Raw genomic sequence first — 22,554 nt, 5'->3', positions numbered from 1 at the left:
CGGGGCTAGGATTTCGCCATGACCAGCTATGCGGTTTTCCTCCGGGGCATCAACGTGGGCGGCATCAACATCAAAATGGCCGCCTTACGGGAGGCCCTCCAGGCCGCCGGCTTCCAGGATGCCGGGACACTGCTTGCGAGCGGGAACGTGGTCCTCACCAGCAACCAGGGCGCCGCCGCTGTAAAGCGCACCTGTGAGAAGTGCCTCAGGGACGCCTTCGGCTATGACGCGTGGGTGGTGGTCCTCGAGGCCGGCCGGGTCTCCGAACTGGTGGCAGCGTGCCCCTACCCGGATGACGACAAGGCCACCCACACCTACATCACGCTTTCCTCGGACAAGGCAGTGCTCGATGAGCTGGATGCGGCCGGCTCCGCGCTGGAAGGACACCAGCAGAAGAGGCTGGGGCCGGAGGCACTGGCGTGGCTGGCGCCGGCCGGGGGAACCCTGGACAGCCCCTTCAGCAAGATCTCCGCGAAAGCCAGATTCAAGGAAGCCACCACCACGCGCAACCTGCGGACCCTGGTCAAGGTCCGGGACGCAGCTAGCCGGCTGCAGCCTTCCTGAGTGCAGCATCGAATGCGGCCTGCCTGCTGACTTCCAGTTCCACCGGCTCTACCACGTGCCCCCTCGCGACGGCCGCCACTGCGGAATTGAGCCGCCTCCGCGCCTTGGCCGCCCGCACATTCGCCGCAGCAGCGGCAATAAAACGGCCGGTGATGGCCAGGAAAATGCCCAGCACCACTCCCCCGGCAATCATCAGCGTGGGAATTGGCCAACCCTCCACCCGGGGCACCTCAGGCACGGGCATCTGGAAATAACCCAAAGCCGCCAGGACGCCGAGCCAGCCCAGGCCGCCCAGAACGGTCAGCAGTGCCACCCACTGCACCACGTTGAAGACCCCCCACCACCAGGACTTCCGGTTGGCTGCGAGGTCCGTTCCCGCAATGGCCTGGTCAAGGGCGTCAGGCAGGCGTTCCCTCCCCTCCCTGGCGGCGCCCCGGATGGCGGCCCGCCAGGGCCCGGAGGCGCCGGCGCTGGCGGCGTCGGCGAATTCACGCACAGCGGCGTCCGTGCGTGCCCGTTCCGGCGCCCCTGCCGGCGGCAAGGATGTCCGGTTGATTTCCGATGGCGCGTTGCTGCGCAGATTGAGCCGCCGCAGCGGATCCGCACGGAACCGGGAGATCCACCGGGTCACCGGCCAGCCGGTGCGCCTGACCGACTCCAGCCGGTACGACTGGCCCACTGCGCGGACCACCACCGGAACGTTCGCTGCAACAGACAGTTCGTCGGACAGCCGGGCAACGGCCGCAGGCCGTACGCCAGCTGCGGCCCCCTCGCCGGACACAGCGCCCAGCTCGGCTGAGGCCCTGGTGATATCGGCAGCCAGCCGTTGCGACTGTGCCTTGCGCTTTACGGCAACTCCACGGATGGCAGCCCGGACCTGGTCAACGCCGGCCCCCGTCAACGCCGACGCCGCAAGCACCTGGACCTTGGCGAGTCCGTCCCTGGCAAGGATGGAGCGTAGGGATTCCAGGACAGGCTGCACGTCACGTTCGGGCAGCCGGTCCACCTGGTTCAAGACCACCAGGGTCACCGCGCCGTGCGACGCCAGGCGGGACAGGAAGTCGTTGTGCACTGCAGCGTCGGCGTACTTTTGCGGATCAAGGACCCAGACCAGGACGTCCACCATTCCCACCATCCGCTGCACCACTTCGCGGTTGGATGCCTTGGTGGAGTCGAAGTCCGGCAGGTCCAGCAGGATCAGACCGGTATCCTCGTCCGCGAATCCTTCCACGGCGCCGGCGTGGTGGCGGCTGCGGACTTCCAGCCAGTCCAGCAGCGGCTCGCTGCCCTCCGCACCCCACACCCCCGCCAAAGGTTCCGACGTCGTTGGACGGCGGGCCGCCGCCGTCGCGATTTCCGCGCCGCTGACCGCGTTGAACAGTGAGGATTTGCCGCTTCCCGTGGCACCAAAAAATCCCACCACTGTGTGGTCTGCAGAGAGTGACCGCCGCGAACTTGCCCGCTCCAAAACGCTGAAGACTTCCTGCAGGGACTCATCCGGAAGGACGCCTTCGCCAAGCTCGCGGGCGTCGTTGAGGGCGGAAAGCCGGCGGTCAAGCCGGGACGCCTCGCGGGTGTCGCTGTGGCGGCTCATGCGTTGTCCGCCAGGCGGACCAGCGCGGCAGCGTGCGCGGCGAGGGTGTCAGGGGCCTTGTCGTCGTACCCGGGCAGCCGGGAAAGGAACTTGCGCCGCTCTTCCTGCAGCAGGGCCTGGCAGCGGGTGTGAAGGTCCTCGCGTGCTTTGTCGGCCATGCGCCGGACGGCATCCTCGCCGAAGACAGCTTCGAGCAGGCGCTGGCCAACGACGGCGGTGCCGCCGGCAACGCCTACCTCAAGGCCCGTGAGTCCCGCTGTCATGGAAAAGACGACGATCATCAGGGCGGCGCCAAGTCCGTTGATGCCGAAGGACAGCCAGCGGGCCTGCGTCCGCTTTCCCTGGCCCTCAGTACGGATCATGTCCATCAGCGTTTCCTGCCAGGCCCGGATCTCAGCGGCGGCGCGGTCTTCAAAACCCGGCGTTGTGCCGGAGAGATCATCCGTACCCAGCAGCTGGCGCCCGGCAGGGTCGTTGCGCCAGCGCTGGTCCGTGTCCTCTGCGGCGTTGGCGGCTTCGTCAACTATGACTGCCTGCAGGCCGGTCTCGATGGCGGCTTCCACCCTGACGGCGGGGGCCGGTTCACCGCGGAAGAACGCACCCACGCGGTCGCGGAACCGCCCCACGTTCTGCTCGAGGACCCGGAAGAATTCACCCGTACCCACGAAGTCCTGCCAGCGGGCCAGCACCTCCCCCCTCAGGAGGGCGCCGTCCCTTGTGGCATCCAGGATGCGGTCCGCGGCGTCCCGGTAGGCCGCGACGGCGGCATCCTCCAGGTTGGCGGCGGCGGACTGCTGCTCCCGGGCGGCCTGCGCGACGGCGGCGACGCGTCCTGCCATCGCCCTGACGGTCCCGTTCAACGTGCGGCGTGCGATGTCAGACCGGCCGGCAGCGTCGGCGGCCAGGCCGGCCAGCCAGGCCCGCAGCGGCTGGACTGACCCTGCAGGCAGCATGCCCATCGGGTCCAAAGTGGTCTCCGGTATAACGAACAGCTGCGCCGCACCAAGGCCTTCCCTGTCCAGGAGGCTGCGCAGGTCCTCGCTGACTTCTTCTTCCGCCCCCGCGGGCACCCTGTCCAGGACCACCCCAACCATGATGTCCCGGGAAGCTGCGTTGAGGAGCAGCTTCCAGGGAACGGCGTCGGCGTAGCGGTTCGCAGTGGTGACGAAAACCCACAGATCGGCCGCGGCCAGGAGCTGTGAGGCGAGCTTACGGTTGTCATCGGAGATGGAATCCACGTCCGGGGCATCCAAGACCGCAATTCCTGCAGGCACTCCCGGGTCCGCAACAAGGACGAGGGACGACATGGCTCCTGCATCCGGCACCGCGCCGGCCCGGTTTGCCGGCACTGTACTGTTGGTTACAAACCCACGGATCCTGCTCAAGCTCGGCAGCACGCGCTGGCCCTCGAACCAGTCGCCTTCTGACGGGTGGTGCAGGAGGATGGGCTGGCGCGTGGTGGGGCGGATGGCGCCGGCACGGGTGACCGGATGTCCCACGATCCCATTGACGAGGGTTGACTTGCCCGCCCCCGTGGAACCTCCGACGACGGCCAGGAGCGGGGCGTCAAGGCTCCGGTATCGCGGAAGGATGTAGTCATCGAGCTGGGCCACGGCACTGGCGGCCTCGCGCCGGGCCTGCTCCGCCTCAGGCAGGGCAAGCGGCAGTTCAGTGGCGGCCAAATCCTCCCGCACCTCTTCCAGCAGCGCTATGGCTGCCAGGGCTCCGGCGCTTCCCGTGGGCGTGCGCTGCGCGTTGTGCGGGTGGTCCTGCTCGTTCGGGGAGGTCACAGCAACATCATGCCAGTTTCTCCATCCTTCGCTGAGTGACCCGCGGGCGATGCCAGCGCTGTCCCGGCTGCTCTACGTATCGACAAGACAGCCAGGCAAGTGGGGCGACTAACAGCAATGTAGCTCCAGCGAACACCAAGGGCGGCACCACAGGAGGGAGACCCATGGAGGCGAGTAACTGCTGCACAGGCCAACCGTAAATATAGACGCCGAAAGACACGTCGAAACGGGATCCCACATTGGGAAACGGCAAATGTAGTGATGCCATTATCAGGAAGATGCTGAGCGGCAGGTGGACCAAAGAGGCAGTAAAGCCGAGGCTAGCAGGCAGTACCACAAGGGCGCCGGTGAGAAAGAGCATGGAACGATTCGCGGGAATAGTGTCCTGAAACAGATACACCAGCGAGCCGGCAAGAAAGGTCAGTACGGGTATCAGAGGCCAGTCGGGTGGTGTCGAAACGGGTCCCCAGCCTGCGTCCAGCACAAAGACGTAGACAGAACCTGCCAGAAACGGCACCAGCAATGCAACGCGCCCAAGGTTCGGACGCAGGACGCCGAGAACGAGTCCGACGATTCCGTAGCATACAAGCTCCCAGAAAAGTGTCCATAGCGGGCCATTCCAGGATCCGGGATCATGTACGCCGTCCAGCGTTCCTGGAATGCCGGCAAGGGCGATGCCTGGTGTTCCAGCAGAGAGATTGGTGGCGAAAAAGCTCACCGCGTCCGGCATGAAGTATCTGTTGCCTGCCATAACGGCTGCCAGGGGCGCAATGACGAAGGCGACAACCGCAACACAGACAGCGAGACCGGGGAAGATACGCAGAAGCCGCGCTTTGAAGTAGCTGAAGGAAGTAGCCGCACGTACCCTGCTTCGAGCTATGAGGTATCCAGAGATACCGAAGAAACCAAGTACCGCCCAGCTTCCCAGCTTCACACCTCCGGGACTCGGCTCTGGTCCATAGCCACCCAGCCACCAGGAGTGCGACAGGATGACGGTCGCTGCCAGCAACAGGCGTATGGCGTTCAACGAGTTCCGGCTCTCAGCAAAGCGGCTTCCCAGCACAGCTGCCCCCAATGACATCGATTGGGTTCAGGGTACGGAAGCTTCCCTTTGGACTGGATCAGGTTTGCCGCAGCTTTAACGAAAAATGGCCCCGGGCATTTGCCCGGGACCATTTCAATGGTGACCCCAGCGGGATTCGAACCCGCGTTACCGCCGTGAGAGGGCGGCGTACTAGGCCGCTATACGATGGGGCCGTGTACTTTACCGTACTTCTGACCGGCGCTTCCGCTGGTCAAGCTCAGTGATTGTTTCATACACTTCGCTTTGGTTTCAAATCGGCGGACCGGCTGAAACCGTCTGTTTTGAGCTATTGCTAGCTGCTCAAACCAGAGCTGGGATACCAGGACTCGAACCTAGAATGACGGTACCAGAAACCGTAGTGTTGCCAATTACACCATATCCCAATGATACTTTCGGGCCGGTTTTCAGGGCTTTTGCCCTGCTCCGTGCGCCTCAGCACGAGAAATTACTTTACCCGAGACTTCGTGCTCGCACAAATCGGCCTCCGGCTCGCGGGTCGGGGGACGCAGGCCAGGCGTACGCCCGGCCTGCGTCCCCGTACCTAGGCGATAAGTTCGCCCAGGGAGGACACCATGTTGCCCCGGAATTCCTGCACTCGTTCCCCTGCCCTGTTGAGCCAGACTCCCAGGAGGCCGGCCGCCGTCGAGCCCTCTGCGTCCAGCAGGCGGTTGTCCCCCACGTAGAGGGTCTCCGCTGGCCCGGTGCCCAGGAGCCGGACACCTTCCAGGTAGATGGACGGATCGGGCTTTGCCACACCCAACGTATCTGTCCCCACCAGGCGCCGGACGCGTTCGAGCCCTGCACCGTCCAGCTTGGCGCGCTGGTAGTCATGGACGTTGTTGCTCACCGCGCCGTATGGGACGCCGGCCTGGTCCAGCAGGTCCAGCAGCGGCATGACATCCGGAAACGGCTTCACGTAGGCCGGTTGCTTTTCCATGTACGCCGTGAGCCACTGGTGGGATTGCTCACCTTCGGCAAGCTCAACCCCGAAGTGGCCCAGGGCTGCGCGGCCGCGCAGCAACCGCTGTTCGTTGAAGGTCAGTTCACCTGAGAGGTAACGGTCGTAATAGTGGGTGGTTTCGTGCGTGAAGATCCGCCCGAACCTCTCCCAGCCGGCCTGGTCCATCCCGGGCAGGAGGTGTTCGCTGACTTCCCGGAGGGCTGTGGTCATCGAAAACTCGAGGTCCACCAGCGTGTCGTCGATGTCGAACAGGATCCCGCGGACTGCCCCGAAGGGCGTTTCCAGGACCCCGGCTCCTGCCCTTCGGGGAGCTGTCATCGCCGTGCGCTCATCAGCCATGGAAGGCCCGGAGCCTGCGGAGGGAGGATTCCCTGCCCAGGATCACCATGGACTCGAACAGCGGCGGCGAAATGCGCCGTCCGGATACAGCGGTACGCACGGGTCCGAAGGCGAGCCGGGGCTTGAGGCCCAGGTCTTCCACGAGCGCCTGTTTCAGTGCCGCCTGGATCTCTTCAGCTGTCCATTCCCGGACGCCGTCCAGGGCCGCAATTGCTGCGTCCAGCACCTCATCGAGGTTCTGCGGGAGGCCTTTCCGGGCGTCGTCGGCAACGTCAATGGCGTCGTCGTCCTTGAACAGGAATCCGAGCATGTCCGGTGCCTCGCCCAGGAGCGTGATGCGCTCCTGGATCAGCGGCGCGGCTTCGGTGAGGATTTCTTCCTGCCGCGCGGTGAGCTGCTCCCCCACGTATCCGGCGGTGCGCAGGTACGGCACCAGCCGGTCCCGGAAGTCCTCAGGGGCAAGCATGCGGATGTGGGTGCCGTTGATGGCTTCGGCTTTCTTGATGTCGAAGCGCGCCGGGTTGGCCAGGACGTCGTGGACGTCAAAGTTTTCGATGAGCTGGTCCACGGTGAAGATGTCTTCGTCGGCGGAGAGGCTCCAGCCCAGCAGGGACAGGTAGTTCAGGAGGCCCTCGGGAATGAAGCCGCGGTCACGCAACAGGAACAGGTTGGACTGCGGATCACGCTTGGAGAGCTTCTTGTTGCCTTCGCCCATGACGTAGGGCAGGTGGCCGAACTCCGGCATGTAGCTGGCAACACCGAGTTCCATGAGTGCACGGATGAGGACAACCTGGCGCGGCGTGGAGGACAGCAGGTCCTCGCCGCGCAGCACGTGGGTGATGCCCATCAGTGCGTCATCAACCGGGTTCACCAGTGTGTAGAGGGGGGATCCGTCGGCCCGGACAATCACGTAGTCCGGGATGCTGCCGGCCTTGAAGGTGATGTCGCCGCGGACAAGGTCGGTGAAGGTGACGTCCTCGTCGGGCATCCGGACCCGCAGAACGGGCTGGCGGCCGTCTGCCTTGAAGGCGGCCACCTGTTCGTCGGTCAGTTCGCGGTCGAAGTTGTCGTAGCCGAGCTTGGGGTCGCGGCCTGCGGCGCGGTGGCGTGCCTCGACTTCCTCGGGGGACGAATAGCACTCGTAGGCGTAGCCGCCCTCGATCAGTTTGGCCACCACGTCCTTGTAGAGGTCAAGCCGCTGCGACTGCCGGTAGGGCTCGTGGGGACCGCCCACCTCGACGCCCTCTTCCCATGTGATGCCAAGCCACTTCAGGGCCTCGAGCAGCTGCTGGTAGCTTTCCTCCGAGTCGCGCGCCGCGTCCGTGTCTTCGATGCGGAACACGAATGTGCCCTTGGTGTGCTTGGCATGGGCCCAGTTGAACAGGGCCGTCCGGATCAGCCCGACGTGCGGGGTGCCGGTGGGCGACGGGCAGAACCGGACCCGCACGGGCGTATCGGCAGAAACAGGGGGCAGGGAGGCAGCATTCGACGCGGAAGCAGTAGTCATAGTGGCTCCAACTTTACCGTCTGCCACCAGGGGTCCGGGCGGCCCGGGGGTCAGCGGCGCACGATGGGGTTGGACAGGCGGCCGATGCCCTCGATCTCCACCTCAAAGCGGTCGCCGGCGTTGACCAGGCCCACTCCGGCAGGCGTTCCGGTCATGATGACGTCGCCGGGCAGGAGGGTGAAGGCCTGGGAGACGACGGACACCAGCTCGCGGACTCCCCTGATCATCTGGCTGGTGCTGCCGTCCTGGCGCAGTTCCCCGTTGAGCCGGCCCTGGATCTGCAGGTCCTCGGTGTCCAGTTCGGTCTCGATCCAGGGGCCCAAAGGCGCCGAGGTGTCAAAGCCCTTGGCCCGGGTCCACTGCAGGTCGGTCTTCTGGACGTCCCGGGCGGTGAGGTCGTTGCCGCAGGTGTAGCCGAAGATGACGTCGTCCACCCGGTCCTCGGGCACGTCCTTGCAGATCCGGCCAATTACCACGCACAGTTCCGCCTCGAAGGAGACTTCCTCGGAGAAGTCCGGCAGTACCACAGGATCGTTGGGGCCCACGACGGCGGTGTTCGGCTTCAGGAACAGGAGCGGCTGGGCGGGGACTTCGTTGCCGAGCTCGTGTGCGTGCTCCACGAAGTTGCGGCCCACGCCGATGACCTTGCTGCGGGGAATGATGGGAGCGAGCAGGCGGACGTCCTCCAGCTTGTGGCGGACGGAGGTACGCTCCACGCCGTTGAAGAAGGGGTCTCCGTGGATGACAGTGATTTCCTCACTGCCCGTGTCACCTTCGACGACGCCGTACAGGGGATCAGAATCAACGACAAACCTGGCAATACGCATGGCTCCTACCCTACCGTCTCGCCAGGTGCGGCTCCCCGGGACCGCCGCGCCGCCTCTTCCCGGAGGTAGTGGACCTGGGCCGAGACGGAAGTTTCAGCCGCGCGCCGGACGGAAGGGTCGACGTCGGCATAGACGACGTCCGCAACGTCACCGGCGGAGGCTTCCGCGCCCAGGCGGGCCAGCGCAGCGCGCACCTGTTCCAGCCGTTCCAGACGGTGGCTGCGGTAGGCACGGGTAACGCCCGCCAGCGAAGGAAGGGTTGGGCCGTGGGCAGGGAGCACCGCGGCGGACCCGAGCGCCTCAAGCTTGTCCAGCGAGGCCAGGTAGTCGCCAAGGGTCCCGTCAGGGTAGTCGAGCATGGTGGTGCCGCGGCCAAGAATGGTGTCGCCGGAGAGAACCGAGCCATGGGGGCCGTCGGCGGGAAGGTGGAAGCAGACCGAATCCGACGTGTGGCCGGGAGTAGCAACCACCCTGACCTCAAGGCCTCCGGCGAGTATTGCCTGGCCGTCTTTAAGGGGAGCGCCGCCGCCGTGGCAGTGGGCTTTGTCTGCCGCCCGCACCGGGGCGCCGGTCAGTTCATGCAGGCGGGCGGAGCCGGCCGTGTGGTCAGCGTGGTGGTGGGTCACGAGGATCAGGTCGACCGGCCCGGCGGCGGCGAGTGCTTGAAGGTGGGCCTCGTCAAGCGGTCCGGGATCAACCACCACGGCGGCCGGGCTGCCGGGTGCCCTCAGGACGTAGGAGTTGGTTCCCTCCAGGCTCATGGGCCCGGGATTGGGAGCCAGGAGGAACTGTGTGAGGGCGGTGCTGCGCTGCAGCACGGGACCGGAAGCTGGAGTCACCACCCCATCATTGCAGCACGATGTTGGCACGCTTCCTTTTCTGTCCGTACCTGAAACAGCAAGAGTTCAGGATTGAGCATCAAAACCACCCGATCCCCCCAGGAGCCTGAACGGGACCCGCAGGACGCTAGCGCGTAATCGTGAGCGGCTCCACCGGCTGGACGCACAGGCGAGCTCAAGCTGCAAGGTTCCCTTTGCCCGGTTGTTTACGCCAGTGTCATCGCACCAGTCGATGTTGTGCGGCATGGCAGTCACCTCCGCTGTCCCAACCGCCATGCCTGCAGGAACAGCGAAAGTGTAGGTGAATTCCCCAGCATCGGTCATTGGAGCCGTTGTGTTAATAACTTCAGCACCACCTTCAGCGGTGACTATCACTTGAACGTGGGCATCTGGGCCGTACCGCGGGTCACAGGTTGCCGCTGAGCAGAAACTGTCACCGTCTCGCCAGGTTTGGCGCTTGTGGGACTTAGCGAATAGGCAGGCGGAAGACAAGGCTTTCCACTGTTCCAGGACGATGAGCACGCGCTAGGGCCAAGTGCCAGACCAGCACCAAAGACAATGGTAAAGATCATCTCCAGCGACTTCACTCCCGCAGGAGACCGTCCATGAACCTTCATGCAGTCATTGTTGTCTTGGCGGCGAGAATGGTCCCGTAAAAGCACAAAGCTTGCCCGAATCGTTGTCCTCGGACAGGTTCCTGATCGAAGCAACCAACGGGTATCCCACTTTTCTAATTCCGCTCATGCCGCCCTTGATAAAGCCCAAGCCTCACCGTAGGAGATGTGAATGCCGATAATCGACGGACCCCGGCGGGCATGAGAGCATTTAGCGTTCAGTAAACACAGGGGGACTCCCCTGATTGGGGGGTTTTGTGAGAAGAACTATAGGTACACCATTTCGGACGGCAAGCAGCGCATCCCACCCGCTCCGGGTGCGGAGCCTTCTCTCGGCATTCGCATTCGCGTTATTCATCCTGATGCCGTTTGCCGGCGGCGCTGTGGCCGCGACTGCTCCTGCTGCTCCAACTCCGCTCCAGTACTCGGAGACAGTTATTGGACAGGCTTATAAAGCGAATAGCGCGGTCCTCGGTGAGCCCACGGGAATCGCCGAATGCCGGGCGGAGAGTTATCCGTGCTGGCAGACTTTTACTGCAGGCGGGATCTATGTCCTTGGCGCCTACCAACAGCCGATCGTAGTTTCCGGGGCCATTTACCTGAAGTGGAATGCTTTCGGGGGGATGTCCGGGGAAGCAGTCGGTTTTCCTTCCAGTCAGATGAATTGCGATGCCGCACTGAACTGTCAACAAAGATTTGAGGGTGGAAGCATTTACGCCCCAAGCGCCGGGACCGCGGTTCTGGTCGCCGGACAGTTCAGGACCTACGACTACTACGTGAACCAGCTTGGCTGGCCTCTGGCGGACTCCACCTGCGATTCCGGCTCCGTTTGCAGCCAGACATTTGAACGCGGTCTCATCTACATTCGCGGGACTGAACCGCCTGCTGTGACATTCGGCGATGTTTATGCCTATTACGCGGCCCGGACATCAACGTTGGGCCTGCCGTACGGCGTCCCTGGCTGTTCCGACCGCGGATGCTCCCAACTTTTCGAACGGGGCAAGGTGTACTCTTCACCAAGGCTCGGCACGTTCACCATGACGGGGGCCATCAATGCCTTCTATCACGACACAGCGCAAGCCGGGCTTGGTTGGCCCACGTCCGAGGAACAATGCGGCCTGGCCGGCGGCGGCTGCGTGCAGCACCTGGAAGCCGGCCGGGCATACTGGGCCCCTGTGGTGGGACCGTCAACCATTGGTGGTGGCATCTTGAGTGCCTGGTCTTCGTCGGGCGCAGAGCGCGGCGCGCTCGGCTATCCGATCTCCCAGGAATTCTGCCACTTGGGCCTTTGCTACCAGCGATTCCAAAGCGGCGCCTACTTGGTATGGAGTCCCGGCGCAGGTACCCAACTGACAGCCGGCGCAATTGGGGCAAAGTTCGAGCGCTACGCTACATACCTGGGAGGGCCCACGACATCTCAGGAGACCTGTGGGCTGCGATCCGGCGGCTGTGTCCAGCAATTCGCCCGCGGCAGGATGTATTGGGCTCCGGGAGTCGGCGCGTGGCCCATCCGCGGAGGCATGGAAACCCAGTGGAGGTCTGCTGGAGCAGAAAATGGTTACCTGGGATACCCCACAAGCGCCGAGTATTGCCGACCGGATGGCACCGGTTGCGTCCAGTACTTTCAGCGAGGCCAACTGGTTTGGGGCACCGGCCTCGGTATCGAAGGAGGCTACGCGCCGTAAGCGGTGCTGCCGTGCCGCTGCACGGACAAAACGACGGCGCCTGCCGGGACCAAGCCCGGCAGGCGCCGCAGTTCTTTAACGTGGTTGAACCCGGCAGCTAGGCCAGGCGGGTCAGCCAGCCGTGCGTGTCCGGTACGGTGCCGGTCTGGATGCCGAGGAGCTGCTCGCGGATGGCCATGGTGGTCTCCCCCGCTTTGGCATCTTCGGAGCCGATGAACTCGGTGGCGTCCTTGAGGACTCCGATCGGCGTGATCACAGCTGCCGTGCCGCAGGCGAACACCTCCGTGATGTCACCGGAGGCAACGCCGTCGCGCCATTCATCGAGGGTGATCTTGCGCTCGGTGACTTCGCGGCCCATGTCCTTGGCCACCTGGATGACGGACATCCGGGTGATGCCTTCGAGGATTGTGCCGGTCAGCGCGGGAGTGACGAGCGAGCCGTCCTTCATCACGAAGAAGACGTTCATGCCGCCCAGTTCCTCGACTGCGTTGTCATTGAACTGGTCAAGGAAGAGGACCTGCTTGCAGCCGTTGGCTTCTGCCTCCTGCTGGGCGATCAGCGACGCCGCGTAGTTACCGCCGCACTTCGCGTCACCGGTTCCGCCGCGGCCGGCGCGGGCATACTCCCTTGAGATCCAGATGGAAACGGGCTTCAGTTCCCCGCCGAAGTAGTTGCCGGCCGGTGAGGCGATCACCCGGAAGGAGACTTCCCGAGCGGCGCGGACGCCGAGGAAGGCCTCGGTGGCAATCATGAACGGCCGCAGGTACAGCGCCTCCCCTTCGCCGGCGGGGACCCACTCCTTGTCGATGGAAACGAGTTCGCGGATTGCTCCGAGGAAGTACTCGGCCGGCAGCTCGGGAAGGGCGAGCCTGCGGGCCGACTTGTTCAGCCTCGCCGCGTTCGCTTCGGGGCGGAAGGTCCAGATGGAGCCGTCCGCGTGGCGGTACGCCTTAAGCCCTTCGAAGATCTCCTGGCCGTAGTGGAACACGGCAGCCGAGGGGTCCAGGACGATGGGCCCGTACGCCTCGATCCGGGCGTTGTGCCAGCCCCCGTTGCCCTTCTCGTCCACGGTGTAGTCAACGACGGCGGTGTGGTCGGTGAAGTGGTTGCCGAATCCCGGGTTGGCCAGGATGGCTGCACGCTCTTCAGCAGATTTCGGGTTGGCCGAGGGCTGCTGGCTGAATTCGACGCCATGGGCAGTCTGGGTCATGGTTCCTCCACGATCGGCCGCCCCGGGTTCAGCATTGAACGGCAAGGCGGCATTTGGTGATTCGAGTCAAGCTTACGCCCGATGCCTGCGGCCCTGGCGCGGGTTAGAGTCCGGCTGCGATAGCGTCGCCCACGGCACTCGTGCTGCGGGCACCGCCGTCGCGCTTTTCGACGTCGGCAACCACTGCCGCTTCGATCTTCCGGGCCGCAGCGGCGTAGCCGAGGTGGTCCAGCAGGAGGGCGGCGGACAGGATCGCAGCCGTGGGGTCGGCCTTGCCCTGGCCGGCGATGTCCGGGGCGGAACCGTGGACAGGCTCGAACATGGACGGCGCCGTGCGGTCCATGTTGATGTTGCCTGACGCGGCCAGCCCAATACCGCCTGTCACGGCAGCGGCGAGGTCCGTGAGGATGTCGCCGAAAAGGTTGTCCGTGACGATCACGTCGAAGCGTGACGGATCCGTCACCATGAAGATGGTGGCTGCGTCCACGTGCAGGTAATCGTGGGTGACATCCGGGAACTCGGTGGCCACTGCCTCAACCGTGCGCTTCCACAGGTGCCCTGCAAAGACCAGGACATTGTGCTTGTGGACCAGGGTGACGTGCTTGCGCTCCCGGGTGCTTGCGCGGCGGAATGCATCCCGCACAACACGCTCCACCCCGTGCGCGGTGTTCAGCGAGACCTCGGTAGCCACTTCGTGGGGAGTGCCCGCACGGAGCGTCCCGCCGTTGCCCACGTAGGGGCCTTCGGTACCTTCGCGGACCACGATGAAGTCGATGGCGCCCGGGTTGGCCAAGGGGCTGCCCACCGTGCCGTAGAGCTTCGACGGGCGGAGGTTGACGTAGTGGTCCAGGCTGAAGCGGAGCTTGAGCAGCATCTCGCGTTCGATGATCCCCGACGGAATCCGGGTATCCCCGGGCGCTGCGCCCACTGCGCCGAACAGGATGGCATCCCGCGTGCGGAGGTCCGCAAGGACTTCGTCGGGCAGGGTCTCCCCCGTCGCCAGCCAGTGCTCGGCGCCAAGCTTGTAGTGCGTCTGCTTCAGCTCGACGCCCTCCGCCGCCACGGCCTTTTCGAGGACCTTGACTGCCTCGGCAATCACTTCGGGGCCGATGCCGTCGCCGGGGATAACTGCAAGATCGATGGAGGATGCGCTCATATTTTTAGGGTAGCCAAGTTATCCATATGCTGGTCAAACCGTCTCATTATCCGAACATGCGTGAAGGACTCACTGAAGTTCTGCCGGAGAAGGCAGCGCCAGTACTACCACGTTTTTGCCCTGTGGATCCTCCGTAAAGCAGCTGATCAGGACAACGCTGTTGGGCACGACTTCCCATATGGCGCTGTCCTTCAATGTCGCTTTTGTATGGATCGTCACCGAATCCACCTGGTACTCCAACGCACCAGCACCAGTGTGGACCGTCAGTCGGTCACCAGGGCGCGCAAACATGCTGAGGTGATTGAAAGGTGCATCACGTCCCAGCCAGCTATGGCCTACCACATAGGTAGTGTCCGTGGACCCCGCCCCAGGCGAGCCGAAGGACGCCAACCAGTATCCATCCATGGTCTCCGGCGGGACGAGGCTGCGGCTTGCCACGGACGCTTCGTCCGGAACAAATGGGTGGACCGGGATGTCCATGCGGGCAGCAGGGTAAGTAATGTGCAGCGGAGGCGAAGCAGGCGGTCCGGCAGCGACCTCCGGGATCAAGCCGGGATACGAACCAGCCGCCGAGGCTCCGGGCTCAGCGGCAACCGGCACCTCTGACGTCGGGCTGATGGCAGCGCTGCAATTGGCCAGCCCGCACACCAGCACCAACGAGCAGGCCGCCTTCCGCAGGGTCAGGTGCTGCGCCTGCCGATGTTCAGGTCGCATCATGAAACTAAAGCGTGGTGCGCCCTGGGTATCGGCTCCGCCAGAGAACGAAAACAGCGGCCGGAAGGATTCCGGCTGCTGCAGCCAGCCACATGGGGGCAACATGGTCGCGCTGACGCTCCACAGCGGTGTCAACGTTATATCCCTGGCTTCTGGGCTGGGCGGCCTTCGGGGCCGGAACCACCTCCGTGCCCTGACCTGGTGGGACTGGTGCGGTAGCGGTGACCAGGCACCCGTTCTTGTAAATGGCAACGTTCTGCGGTGTCATGTTCCGACCCTGCGGTTCGCCGTCGCTTATGCGGGTTGGAATGATGTCGGCTTCATGGTTGCCATGGCCAGCTATGTTCATGGTCCAACCGTGCGGCCTAACGTATACCGGCGTGAATGTACCGTCACGATTTGCGTGGCAAATAAGGGTGCCCCCTTGAGTAGCCGCCGGAACAGCGTTCGCCGTAGCCACTCCCCCCGCCATGCCCAGACCTACCAGCCCAAGAACAACCATTTGCCGTAGCATGAATCCCCCAAAATTGTTTCACCACCGGGCGTAGCAATCCTCTGAAGGCTAAGCGACACCGGCTCTGAAGTCTACAGACCGCGTTGCCTTCCGGAATGGGTCCGGAAATGTCCGGTCAGCTACGCCTTTGTTCAGGCCCCGGCGGGCTCCTCGTACTTGGGGAAGACCGGGGACGGTGCGGGCAGTTCAGTACCCGCAGCAATCGGCGTTCCGATGGCGGAGAACTGGCGGGCCTCCCCTTCCGGCTGGCCGAGGGTGCCAAGGAGCGCCGCTGTTGCGGTCGGCATGACGGGCTGGGCAAGGATGGCCACGATCCGCAGGACTTCCAGCGTCACGTACAGCACGGTGTTCATGCGTTCGACGTCGGTCTTCCGCAGCACCCACGGCGCCTGCTCGGCGAAGTAGGCGTTGGTGTTGCCCAGGACGCCCCAAATCGCTTCGAGGGCGCGGCTGAACTCCTGCTTCTCGAATGCTGCCCGCGCAGCGTCGAGGAGCCCTGCGGCCTGCGCCAGGATGGCGTTGTCCTCTGCGGTGAACTCCCCCGGGACAGGCACCCTGCCGTCACAGTTCTTGGCCACCATGGACAGCGAACGCTGGGCCAGGTTACCGAAATTGTTGGCCAGGTCCGAGTTCATCCGCCCCACGATTGCTTCGTGGTTGTAGCTGCCGTCCGCGCCGAAGGGCACTTCCCGCAGGAAGAAGAAGCGCACCTGGTCCAGTCCGTACTGCGCCACGAAGTCCGCTGGAGCAACCACATTTCCAAGCGACTTGGACATCTTGACGCCGTTGTTGTGCAGGAAGCCGTGGATCATCACCCGCTTGGGCAGCTCAAGGCCGGCGCTCATAAGGAAAGCCGGCCAGTAGATGGCGTGGAACCGGGAGATGTCCTTGCCGATGATGTGGAGATCCGCCGGCCAGTACTTCCGGAATTTCTCCGAATCAACGTCCGGGTACCCCACTCCGGTGAGGTAGTTGGTCAGGGCATCCACCCACACGTACATGACGTGCTTGTCATTGCCCGGAACCGGGACGCCCCAGTCGAAGGTGGTGCGGCTGATGGACAGGTCTTCCAGGCCGCGCTTGACGAAGCTGATGACCTCGTTGAAGCGGTACTGCGGGGCGCCGAATTCGGGCTGGGCCTCGTACAGGGCAAGGAGCTTGTCCTGGTAGGCCGAGAGCCGGAAGAAGTAGCTCTCCTCAGCCGTCCAGGTCACCTCGGTGTCGGTCTCCTTGGAGTAGCGCACGCCGTCGTCCTTGACCACGGTGTCGTCCTCCCCATAGAAGGCCTCGTCCCGGACGGAGTACCAGCCCTCGTACTTGGACAGGTAAATGTCACCGTTCGCTTCCATCTTTTTCCAAATGGCCTGCGAGGCGGCGTAGTGGTCCTCGTCGGTGGTGCGGATGAAGCGGTCGTACGTGATCCCCAGGGCGGCGTGGGCGGCCTTGTAAACCTCGGCGTTCCGGTCCACCAGTTCCTTGGGGGTAATCCCTTCCTTTTCGGCCGTCTGGGCAATCTTCATTCCGTGCTCGTCCGTGCCGGTCAGGAACATCACGTCAAAGCCGTCCAGCCGCTTGAAGCGCGCCATCGCATCGGTGGCGATGTACTCGTAGGCGTGGCCGATGTGCGGCACGCCGTTGGGGTAGGTGATGGCCGTGGTGATGTAGAACGGCGTTTTCTCTGAAGCAGTCACGTGGAGGACGTTACCTTCGCTGGGGAGGGACGGGCTAGATGAGTTCGGTCAGGGTATCGCTGAGGCGGACCAGTTCGTGGTCGTGCGAGGCCACCAGCACGGCGATTCCGTCCGACGTGGTGTCCTTCAGGATGCTGATGATGCGGTTGGCCGAGGCACGGTCGAGGCTCGCGGTGGGCTCATCCACCACCAGGACCCGGGTGCCCAGGATCAGTGCCCGGGCGATGGCCACGCGCTGGCGTTCGCCGCCGGACAGCTGGGCGGGACGGTGCCGCATGCGCCGGCCCAGGCCAACGAGGTCCAGCAGGTCCTTGGCCATGTCCCGCCGCTGGTCCACCTCACCGTCGGGAACCGCCGGGAGGAGCACGTTCTCGAGGGCGCTCATGCCGTCGATCAGGGCGCCGCCCTGATCGACGTAACCGATCAATGCACGACGGCGGTCCGCGATTTCGTCGTCGCCCATGCTTTCGAGCGAATCGCCTTCCCAGAAGACGCGGCCCGACGTCGGCAGGGTGAGCCCCGCGCCGACGGTCAGGATGCTGGTCTTGCCGGAACCGCTTCGCCCGGCAACACAGTGCATCTCACCGGCATGCAGGGTGAGGTCAAAGCCTTCCACCACGCTGACTGCCTCCGCGCCGCCCTTGCCGCCGCCATAGCGGATGGTGATGTCGCTCAGTTCCAGCGGGGTGGCGTGGTCGGCGGCCTTGACGATGGTGTTGGCCCGGGTCTGCAGGGGGACTTCAGCGGAGCCGGACCTCCGGCTCCGCTGGACGTTGGTCGGGTTTGTCATTGGACCACTTTCGTTGCAATCGGTATCCAGCAAAGTACAGCCACGAGGCCTGCGACGCCCGCCCACAGTGCGGCGTAGGGGGCCAGGAGCAGGCCGATGCCCAGGGCGCCCAGCACGCCCAGGGGCAGGGCCACGGTTCCCACCAGCGCGTTCTCGAACAGCCGGACCTGGCGGAGCATGTCCGGGTTCCAGCCCATGGCCTCGAGGATGCCAAGGTACTGGCGCTTGGCGTTGAGTTCAAACCGCCCGGTGACCAGGGTGAGCACCAGGCCCACGGCCACACCGGCGAGGGCCAGGAGGATGCTGGGCAGGGCGACGCTTGCCGCGGCCAAACCGCTCAGGGCACTGGCGCCGGCGGCGCGGGGAATGTCGATGAGCAAGGCGATCAGGCCGCCCACTGCCGCCCCGAACACGCCCACAGCTACGGCCAGGGACAACGTGTTGAACTTGTTGGTGCTCAGCTGGCGGTTGGCGAAGGTCAGCGGTGAGTCCACCGGGATCAGCCGTTCATCATGCTGCGGTTCCTGGTCGATCTCGTCACGGTGGCGCAGCTGCTGCGCGGCGAAGAACGCCGCCGCCGCGTACAGCACCAGGACGGAGGCGGATACCAGGGCTGTGGAAAGGCTCCAGCTGGCCAGGCTCAGCACGATGCCGGCCACGGCCAGCAGGACCGCGCCAACGCCGAATTCCTCCAGCACCCAGCGGCGGATCCGGCCTTGGGTCCACCCCATGGCACGCAGGGTACCGGCTTCGCTCCTGCGCTTGCGGATGTAGCTCACCGTGGACGCGCCGGTCAGGAGGGCTGCGCCGCAAAGGGTCAGGAAGAGCAGCGTGATGTTGGTGCCGGACAGCGATCCGGTGACGGCTTCTGCGGCGTTCTGCCGGACCCAGGACTGCTGGACGGTGCCCAGGGCAGATTCCTTGCCGGCGTCGTCCTTGCTGTATCCCGGGACGAAAATGCTGGCGTCCTCCCGCGCGGAACCGGCCACAATGGTGGCTTCCAGGCCCATCGCGCGGATGTCGCCGGCCAGTTGTTCGACGTCGGGCTGCGCTTCCTTCCAGCTGCCGGGCGCCTTGGCACGGACCCTGACGGCGTCGATCACGCTGGCGTTTTCGGTGAGGCCGCGGGCAGCAGCAAGTCCGTAGTAGTCGGTGATGGCGCCGGCGGACTGGCTGGCGAGCCCGGTGGCGCTGAGGGAAGGTTCAAGTTCCGTGGCGGGGACATTGTTGCCCGCGGCGTCCTTGACCAGAGTGAACGGGGTGGGATCGTAACCGCCCAGGGGCAGCTTGTTGACGTCCCCGGCGGCGGCGGCAACGGCCGTGGGATCGAACGTCCCGTACACCATGGCAAGCGGGGCAGCTGCCTGCTCCCCGGTCTCCAGGTTCTCCCGGTAGGAGCGCTCATCCACGGGTTCGCGCTGGGTCTGGTCGACAGGCGCGCCGTTGGCACCCTTCTCGGGAAGCCGGTTGACGGTGACCCACTCGCCGGGCACTGCGGTCTTTTCCTCGGCACCGTTGGCGGCTGCTTCCCCGTCGGTGTACTTGGGCGCCGCGGCGAAGTCGGTGCTCCAGGTGGCGGGATTGTAGAGGCCCTGGTTGAAGTTGCCGCTGTTGCCGAGCAGCGAGGAGTGGTCCGTGGAACCCGGCCAGGAGAGGACGAAGGGTTCCTTCGAGACGAACGGCAGGTAGTCCTTGTCCAGGGACCGTGAGACGGTGCCGACGTCCTTGACGACCTTTCCGGCGTCGTCGATCTCCTCGATCTTGACGTTGTACTTCAGGTCGATGGAGGTGCCGGACCGGACGATCAGCGGAATGGCCTGGGAGGCATCCGTCAGCTGCCCGTTCCGCTTGGCCTGCTGGTACTGGGTCATCAGCGGCGCCCAGTACTTCAGTTTGACGCCGAGGAAATCCGGCCCTTCCTCCAGCTCGTCAAGGCTGATGCCGTTGGTGAAGAGTCCCTCAAGGTAGCGTCCCACGGCGCCGGCGCCGCGGGCGTCGCCCGGCGGTGCCTTTTCCAGCGGGGACAGGAAGTCGCCCGCGGAGCCCAGGAGGGCGCGTTCGGCAGCCGGATCGACGGCGACCACGGATTCCGTTATTTCGGGGGCCATGGGCAGGGAAACGGAGAGGTTGAAGAGGTTGTGTTCGGAGCCGCCGGCCGGGGCGGGGAACTTGATGCCGGTTTCGTCAGCGGGCGCTGCGATGCGGATGCTGCTGCCGCCGGCGGCCTGCTCCTCCACGAGCCTGGCCTTGCCAAGGGTGCCCTCGGCGGTGGACTTGAACAGTGTCTGCTCGGAGACGCCATCGGAGCTGACTGCGCTGGCCGTCAGGCGGTACTTCCTGCTTTCATCGCCCAGGACCGACTCGGCCGCAGGCCACTGGTCCGGGGCGGTTGCCCCGGCGGCCTGGTCCGCGGTGGCGGTGCCGGCGAGCCCGGCGTTGTAGCCGAGGTAGTCCATGGCATCAAGGCGCGGGGATTCAAGGTTCTGGGTGACGCGGGAGACCAAGCTGATCGGGGCTGCCACGGAGGTTCCGGAGAGCTTCCTGATGGCCTCCAGCTGCTCGAAGCTGATCCCGCCGGTGCCGTTGGCAATCTCGGGCTGCATGAGCGAGCCTGAGGGCGCCTTGGCCTGGACCAGGACGTCGTAGAGGCCCCGTGAATTTTCGTCCACGGTCCTGTTGAGCGCGGCCTGGGACTGGCTTTGGACAAGGACCGACAAGCACATGGCTGCGATCAAGATGGCCGCGGTCAACAGCAGCACTTTGCTTCTGATGAACCTCTGGACGGCGTTCATGGAACTCCCTGAAACCTGGATTGCGTGCGCACATACGCGCCCCGCCCATGCGGACATGGACGGGGACGGATGTGCAAAAGATATTGGCCGGCCTGCCGGCCCGGTCCCGAATCAGGACCTAGCCATTGTAAGCAGACCGGCCAATCATACGTGGCGGTGCCGGGACTCGCCGAGGGGCGCCGGCCGTACGGTGTTTCCCTGGTGCGGGCTAGTCTTCCAGGTCCACTTCACGCACCATTTCGGCACCGATGCCGGCCTTGATGGCGTCCAGGACCTGCTGGGGCACGGAGCTGTCGATGGTCAGCAGCGCGAGCACCTGGCCGCCTTCGTCAGAGCGTGCCACCTGCATGCCGGCGATGTTGATGTTGTTCATGCCCAGGATGTGGCCGATGGTTCCGATCACGCCGGGGCGGTCCGTGTAGGCCACCACCACGAGGTGTTCGCTGATGGGGATTTCAACTTCGAACCCGTTGATGCCCACCAGCTTCTGGATCTGCTTGGGGCCGGTCAGGGTGCCGGCCACGGAGATCTGGGTGCCGTCGCTCAGGGCGCCCCGGAGGGTGAGGACGTTCCGGTACGACTCGGTTTCAGGCGTGGTGATCAGGCGGACGTTGATGCCCCGCTGCTCGGCGATGACCGGCGCGTTGACGTAGGAGACCTGCTCGGTCACAACGTCCGCGAAGATGCCCTTGAGGGCGGCCAGTTCCAGGACCTTGACGTCGAGGGAGGAGATCTCACCGGCAACTTCGACGTCGAACTGGGTCAGGGAGGCATGCGTCAGGGCGGTGAAGATCCTGCCGAGCTTCTCGATCAGCGGGATGCCGGGACGGACATCGGGGGCGATGACGCCGCCAGCCACGTTCACGGCGTCGGGAACCAGTTCACCGGCCAGGGCAAGGCGGACGGACTTGGCGACTGAAACGCCTGCCTTTTCCTGTGCTTCGTCCGTGGATGCGCCGAGGTGCGGGGTGACCACCACGTTGTCCAGCTTGAAGAACGGGAGGTCGGTGCTGGGCTCCTTGGAGAAGACGTCCACGCCGGCGCCGGCGATTTCGCCGTCCTGCAGGGCGGTGAAGAGAGCTTCCTCATCCACGAGCCCGCCGCGGGCCACGTTGACCACGTAGGCGGTGCTCTTCATCTTTTTGAAGGCGTCCGCGCCCAGCATGCCCACCGTCTCCGGCGTCTTGGGCATGTGGATGGTGATGAAGTCTGCCTGGGCCAGGAGCTCGTCCAGGGTCACTAGCTGCACGCCGAGCTGTGCCGCACGTGCGGAGGTGATGTAGGGATCGTAGGCGAGGATCTTGGTGTCAAAGCCCTTCAGCCTGGCGGCCACGAGGGCCCCGATCCGGCCCAGGCCGATGATGCCGATCTTCTTTTCGAATAGCTCGATGCCCGTGTACTTGGAGCGCTTCCATTCGCCGTCCTTCAGGGCTGCGCTTGCCTGCGGGATGTGGCGGGCCAGGCTGAGGATGTGGCCAACGGTGAGTTCAGCTGCCGAAACGATGTTCGAGGTGGGGGCGTTGACCACCATGACGCCGGCCTGGGTGGCTGCCTTGATGTCCACGTTGTCCAGGCCAACTCCCGCGCGGGCGATGACCTTGAGGTTCTTCGCAGCGGCGATCGCCTCGGCGTCCACCTGCGTGGCCGAGCGGACCAGGATCGCGTCAACGTCGCCGATGGCGGAGAGCAGCTGGGAACGGTCGGCGCCGTCGGTCTGGCGGATCTCGAAGTCCGGGCCCAGGGCCTCGACGGTGGCGGGGGAAAGTTCTTCGGCGAGCAGTACTACGGGTTTTGACACGGCTGATCCTCTGCGTTGCAGTCCGGGGGATAAAACAAGTCTAGGCCGACGGAAAGGCCGGGCTCACATTGTTAAGTGTGAACCC

The 22,554-nt window shown here is 64.8% G+C and carries 16 protein-coding genes and 2 tRNA genes; 2 read left to right on the top strand and 16 right to left on the bottom strand.

Annotated elements, in window-relative coordinates:
- Positions 1 to 18 precede the first annotated feature (18 nt).
- Positions 19 to 564 carry a DUF1697 domain-containing protein gene (locus ACIQF4_RS03085; RefSeq protein ID WP_400514316.1) on the top strand — a complete coding sequence of 182 codons (546 nt, stop codon included), beginning with the start codon at positions 19 to 21 and terminating at the stop codon, positions 562 to 564.
- On the opposite strand, the gene ACIQF4_RS03080 is transcribed toward ACIQF4_RS03085, so the two are convergent.
- The 9 genes from ACIQF4_RS03080 to ACIQF4_RS03040 all read right to left on the bottom strand — a co-directional run bounded on the left by ACIQF4_RS03080 (position 542) and on the right by ACIQF4_RS03040 (position 9,505).
- Entirely contained in the window at positions 542 to 2,158 is a 1,617-nt protein-coding gene (locus ACIQF4_RS03080) for a GTPase (RefSeq protein ID WP_400514314.1), read from the bottom strand. The genes ACIQF4_RS03085 and ACIQF4_RS03080 overlap by 23 nt on opposite strands.
- Entirely contained in the window at positions 2,155 to 3,870 is a 1,716-nt protein-coding gene (locus ACIQF4_RS03075) for a dynamin family protein (protein WP_350002665.1), read from the bottom strand. The genes ACIQF4_RS03080 and ACIQF4_RS03075 overlap by 4 nt, the downstream gene beginning before the upstream one ends.
- An 85-nt stretch (positions 3,871 to 3,955) precedes the next feature.
- Entirely contained in the window at positions 3,956 to 5,029 is a 1,074-nt protein-coding gene (locus tag ACIQF4_RS03070; protein ID WP_400579835.1) for an acyltransferase family protein, read from the bottom strand.
- A 100-nt stretch (positions 5,030 to 5,129) separates the two neighbouring features.
- Positions 5,130 to 5,205 (bottom strand) — tRNA-Glu (locus ACIQF4_RS03065).
- A gap of 138 nt (positions 5,206 to 5,343) precedes the next feature.
- Positions 5,344 to 5,415: transfer RNA gene (locus ACIQF4_RS03060), tRNA-Gln, on the bottom strand.
- Positions 5,416 to 5,573: 158 nt separating this feature from the next.
- The gene (locus ACIQF4_RS03055) at positions 5,574 to 6,311 is read right to left on the bottom strand and encodes an HAD family hydrolase (RefSeq protein ID WP_350002666.1); all 738 of its coding nucleotides are present in this window, start codon (positions 6,309 to 6,311) and stop codon (positions 5,574 to 5,576) included.
- 13 nt (positions 6,312 to 6,324) lie between these two features.
- Positions 6,325 to 7,839 carry a glutamate--tRNA ligase gene (gene gltX, locus ACIQF4_RS03050; protein WP_350002599.1) on the bottom strand — a complete coding sequence of 505 codons (1,515 nt, stop codon included), beginning with the start codon at positions 7,837 to 7,839 and terminating at the stop codon, positions 6,325 to 6,327.
- Positions 7,840 to 7,889: 50 nt separating this feature from the next.
- The gene (locus ACIQF4_RS03045) at positions 7,890 to 8,666 is read right to left on the bottom strand and encodes a fumarylacetoacetate hydrolase family protein (RefSeq protein WP_350002600.1); all 777 of its coding nucleotides are present in this window, start codon (positions 8,664 to 8,666) and stop codon (positions 7,890 to 7,892) included.
- A 5-nt stretch (positions 8,667 to 8,671) separates the two neighbouring features.
- Positions 8,672 to 9,505, bottom strand: coding sequence for an MBL fold metallo-hydrolase (locus ACIQF4_RS03040; protein ID WP_350002601.1), 834 nt, complete (start codon positions 9,503 to 9,505; stop codon positions 8,672 to 8,674).
- Positions 9,506 to 10,481: 976 nt separating this feature from the next.
- On the opposite strand from ACIQF4_RS03040, the gene ACIQF4_RS03035 reads away from it, so the two are divergent.
- Entirely contained in the window at positions 10,482 to 11,804 is a 1,323-nt protein-coding gene (locus ACIQF4_RS03035; RefSeq protein ID WP_400514310.1) for an LGFP repeat-containing protein, read from the top strand.
- Between the two features lie 97 nt (positions 11,805 to 11,901).
- Here the strand turns inward: ACIQF4_RS03035 and ACIQF4_RS03030 are convergent, their stop codons facing one another.
- The 7 genes from ACIQF4_RS03030 to serA all read right to left on the bottom strand — a co-directional run bounded on the left by ACIQF4_RS03030 (position 11,902) and on the right by serA (position 22,469).
- Complete coding sequence (locus tag ACIQF4_RS03030) at positions 11,902 to 13,014, bottom strand: branched-chain amino acid aminotransferase (protein WP_400514308.1); 1,113 nt, start codon at positions 13,012 to 13,014, stop codon at positions 11,902 to 11,904.
- Positions 13,015 to 13,117: 103 nt separating this feature from the next.
- Positions 13,118 to 14,170 (bottom strand): 3-isopropylmalate dehydrogenase, encoded by a 1,053-nt coding sequence (locus tag ACIQF4_RS03025; RefSeq protein ID WP_400514306.1) that lies wholly within the window; start codon positions 14,168 to 14,170, stop codon positions 13,118 to 13,120.
- 69 nt (positions 14,171 to 14,239) lie between these two features.
- Positions 14,240 to 15,019 carry a class F sortase gene (locus ACIQF4_RS03020; protein ID WP_350002605.1) on the bottom strand — a complete coding sequence of 260 codons (780 nt, stop codon included), beginning with the start codon at positions 15,017 to 15,019 and terminating at the stop codon, positions 14,240 to 14,242.
- A gap of 510 nt (positions 15,020 to 15,529) precedes the next feature.
- On the bottom strand, positions 15,530 to 17,089 hold the full coding sequence (metG, locus tag ACIQF4_RS03015; protein ID WP_350002606.1) for a methionine--tRNA ligase: 1,560 nt from the start codon (positions 17,087 to 17,089) through the stop codon (positions 15,530 to 15,532).
- Between the two features lie 34 nt (positions 17,090 to 17,123).
- A complete protein-coding gene (locus ACIQF4_RS03010) occupies positions 17,124 to 17,879 on the bottom strand; it encodes an ATP-binding cassette domain-containing protein (RefSeq protein WP_350002607.1) in 756 nt (251 codons plus the stop codon).
- Entirely contained in the window at positions 17,876 to 20,671 is a 2,796-nt protein-coding gene (locus ACIQF4_RS03005; protein WP_400514304.1) for an ABC transporter permease, read from the bottom strand. Before ACIQF4_RS03005 ends, ACIQF4_RS03010 begins: the two co-directional genes overlap by 4 nt.
- Positions 20,672 to 20,879: 208 nt before the next feature.
- Positions 20,880 to 22,469 (bottom strand): phosphoglycerate dehydrogenase, encoded by a 1,590-nt coding sequence (gene serA, locus ACIQF4_RS03000; RefSeq protein ID WP_104184856.1) that lies wholly within the window; start codon positions 22,467 to 22,469, stop codon positions 20,880 to 20,882.
- Positions 22,470 to 22,554: the final 85 nt, after the last annotated feature.

The organism is Pseudarthrobacter sp. NPDC092202 (assembly GCF_044755505.1).
Classification (GTDB): domain Bacteria; phylum Actinomycetota; class Actinomycetes; order Actinomycetales; family Micrococcaceae; genus Arthrobacter.
Note: the sequence above shows the minus strand (reverse complement) of the source record. Positions and strands in the feature narration are given on the sequence as shown.

What these genes read in the sequence shown, in the direction of transcription:
- gltX (WP_350002599.1), bottom strand. Translation starts at nt 7,839, where the DNA reads ATGACTACTGCTTCCGCGTCGAATGCTGCCTCCCTGCCCCCTGTTTCT.
- ACIQF4_RS03005 (WP_400514304.1), bottom strand. Translation starts at nt 20,671, where the DNA reads ATGAACGCCGTCCAGAGGTTCATCAGAAGCAAAGTGCTGCTGTTGACC.
- ACIQF4_RS03010 (WP_350002607.1), bottom strand. Translation starts at nt 17,879, where the DNA reads ATGACAAACCCGACCAACGTCCAGCGGAGCCGGAGGTCCGGCTCCGCT.
- ACIQF4_RS03085 (WP_400514316.1), top strand. Translation starts at nt 19, where the DNA reads ATGACCAGCTATGCGGTTTTCCTCCGGGGCATCAACGTGGGCGGCATC.
- ACIQF4_RS03070 (WP_400579835.1), bottom strand. Translation starts at nt 5,029, where the DNA reads ATGTCATTGGGGGCAGCTGTGCTGGGAAGCCGCTTTGCTGAGAGCCGG.
- ACIQF4_RS03030 (WP_400514308.1), bottom strand. Translation starts at nt 13,014, where the DNA reads ATGACCCAGACTGCCCATGGCGTCGAATTCAGCCAGCAGCCCTCGGCC.
- ACIQF4_RS03045 (WP_350002600.1), bottom strand. Translation starts at nt 8,666, where the DNA reads ATGCGTATTGCCAGGTTTGTCGTTGATTCTGATCCCCTGTACGGCGTC.
- ACIQF4_RS03055 (WP_350002666.1), bottom strand. Translation starts at nt 6,311, where the DNA reads ATGACAGCTCCCCGAAGGGCAGGAGCCGGGGTCCTGGAAACGCCCTTC.
- ACIQF4_RS03035 (WP_400514310.1), top strand. Translation starts at nt 10,482, where the DNA reads ATGCCGTTTGCCGGCGGCGCTGTGGCCGCGACTGCTCCTGCTGCTCCA.
- ACIQF4_RS03080 (WP_400514314.1), bottom strand. Translation starts at nt 2,158, where the DNA reads ATGAGCCGCCACAGCGACACCCGCGAGGCGTCCCGGCTTGACCGCCGG.
- ACIQF4_RS03025 (WP_400514306.1), bottom strand. Translation starts at nt 14,170, where the DNA reads ATGAGCGCATCCTCCATCGATCTTGCAGTTATCCCCGGCGACGGCATC.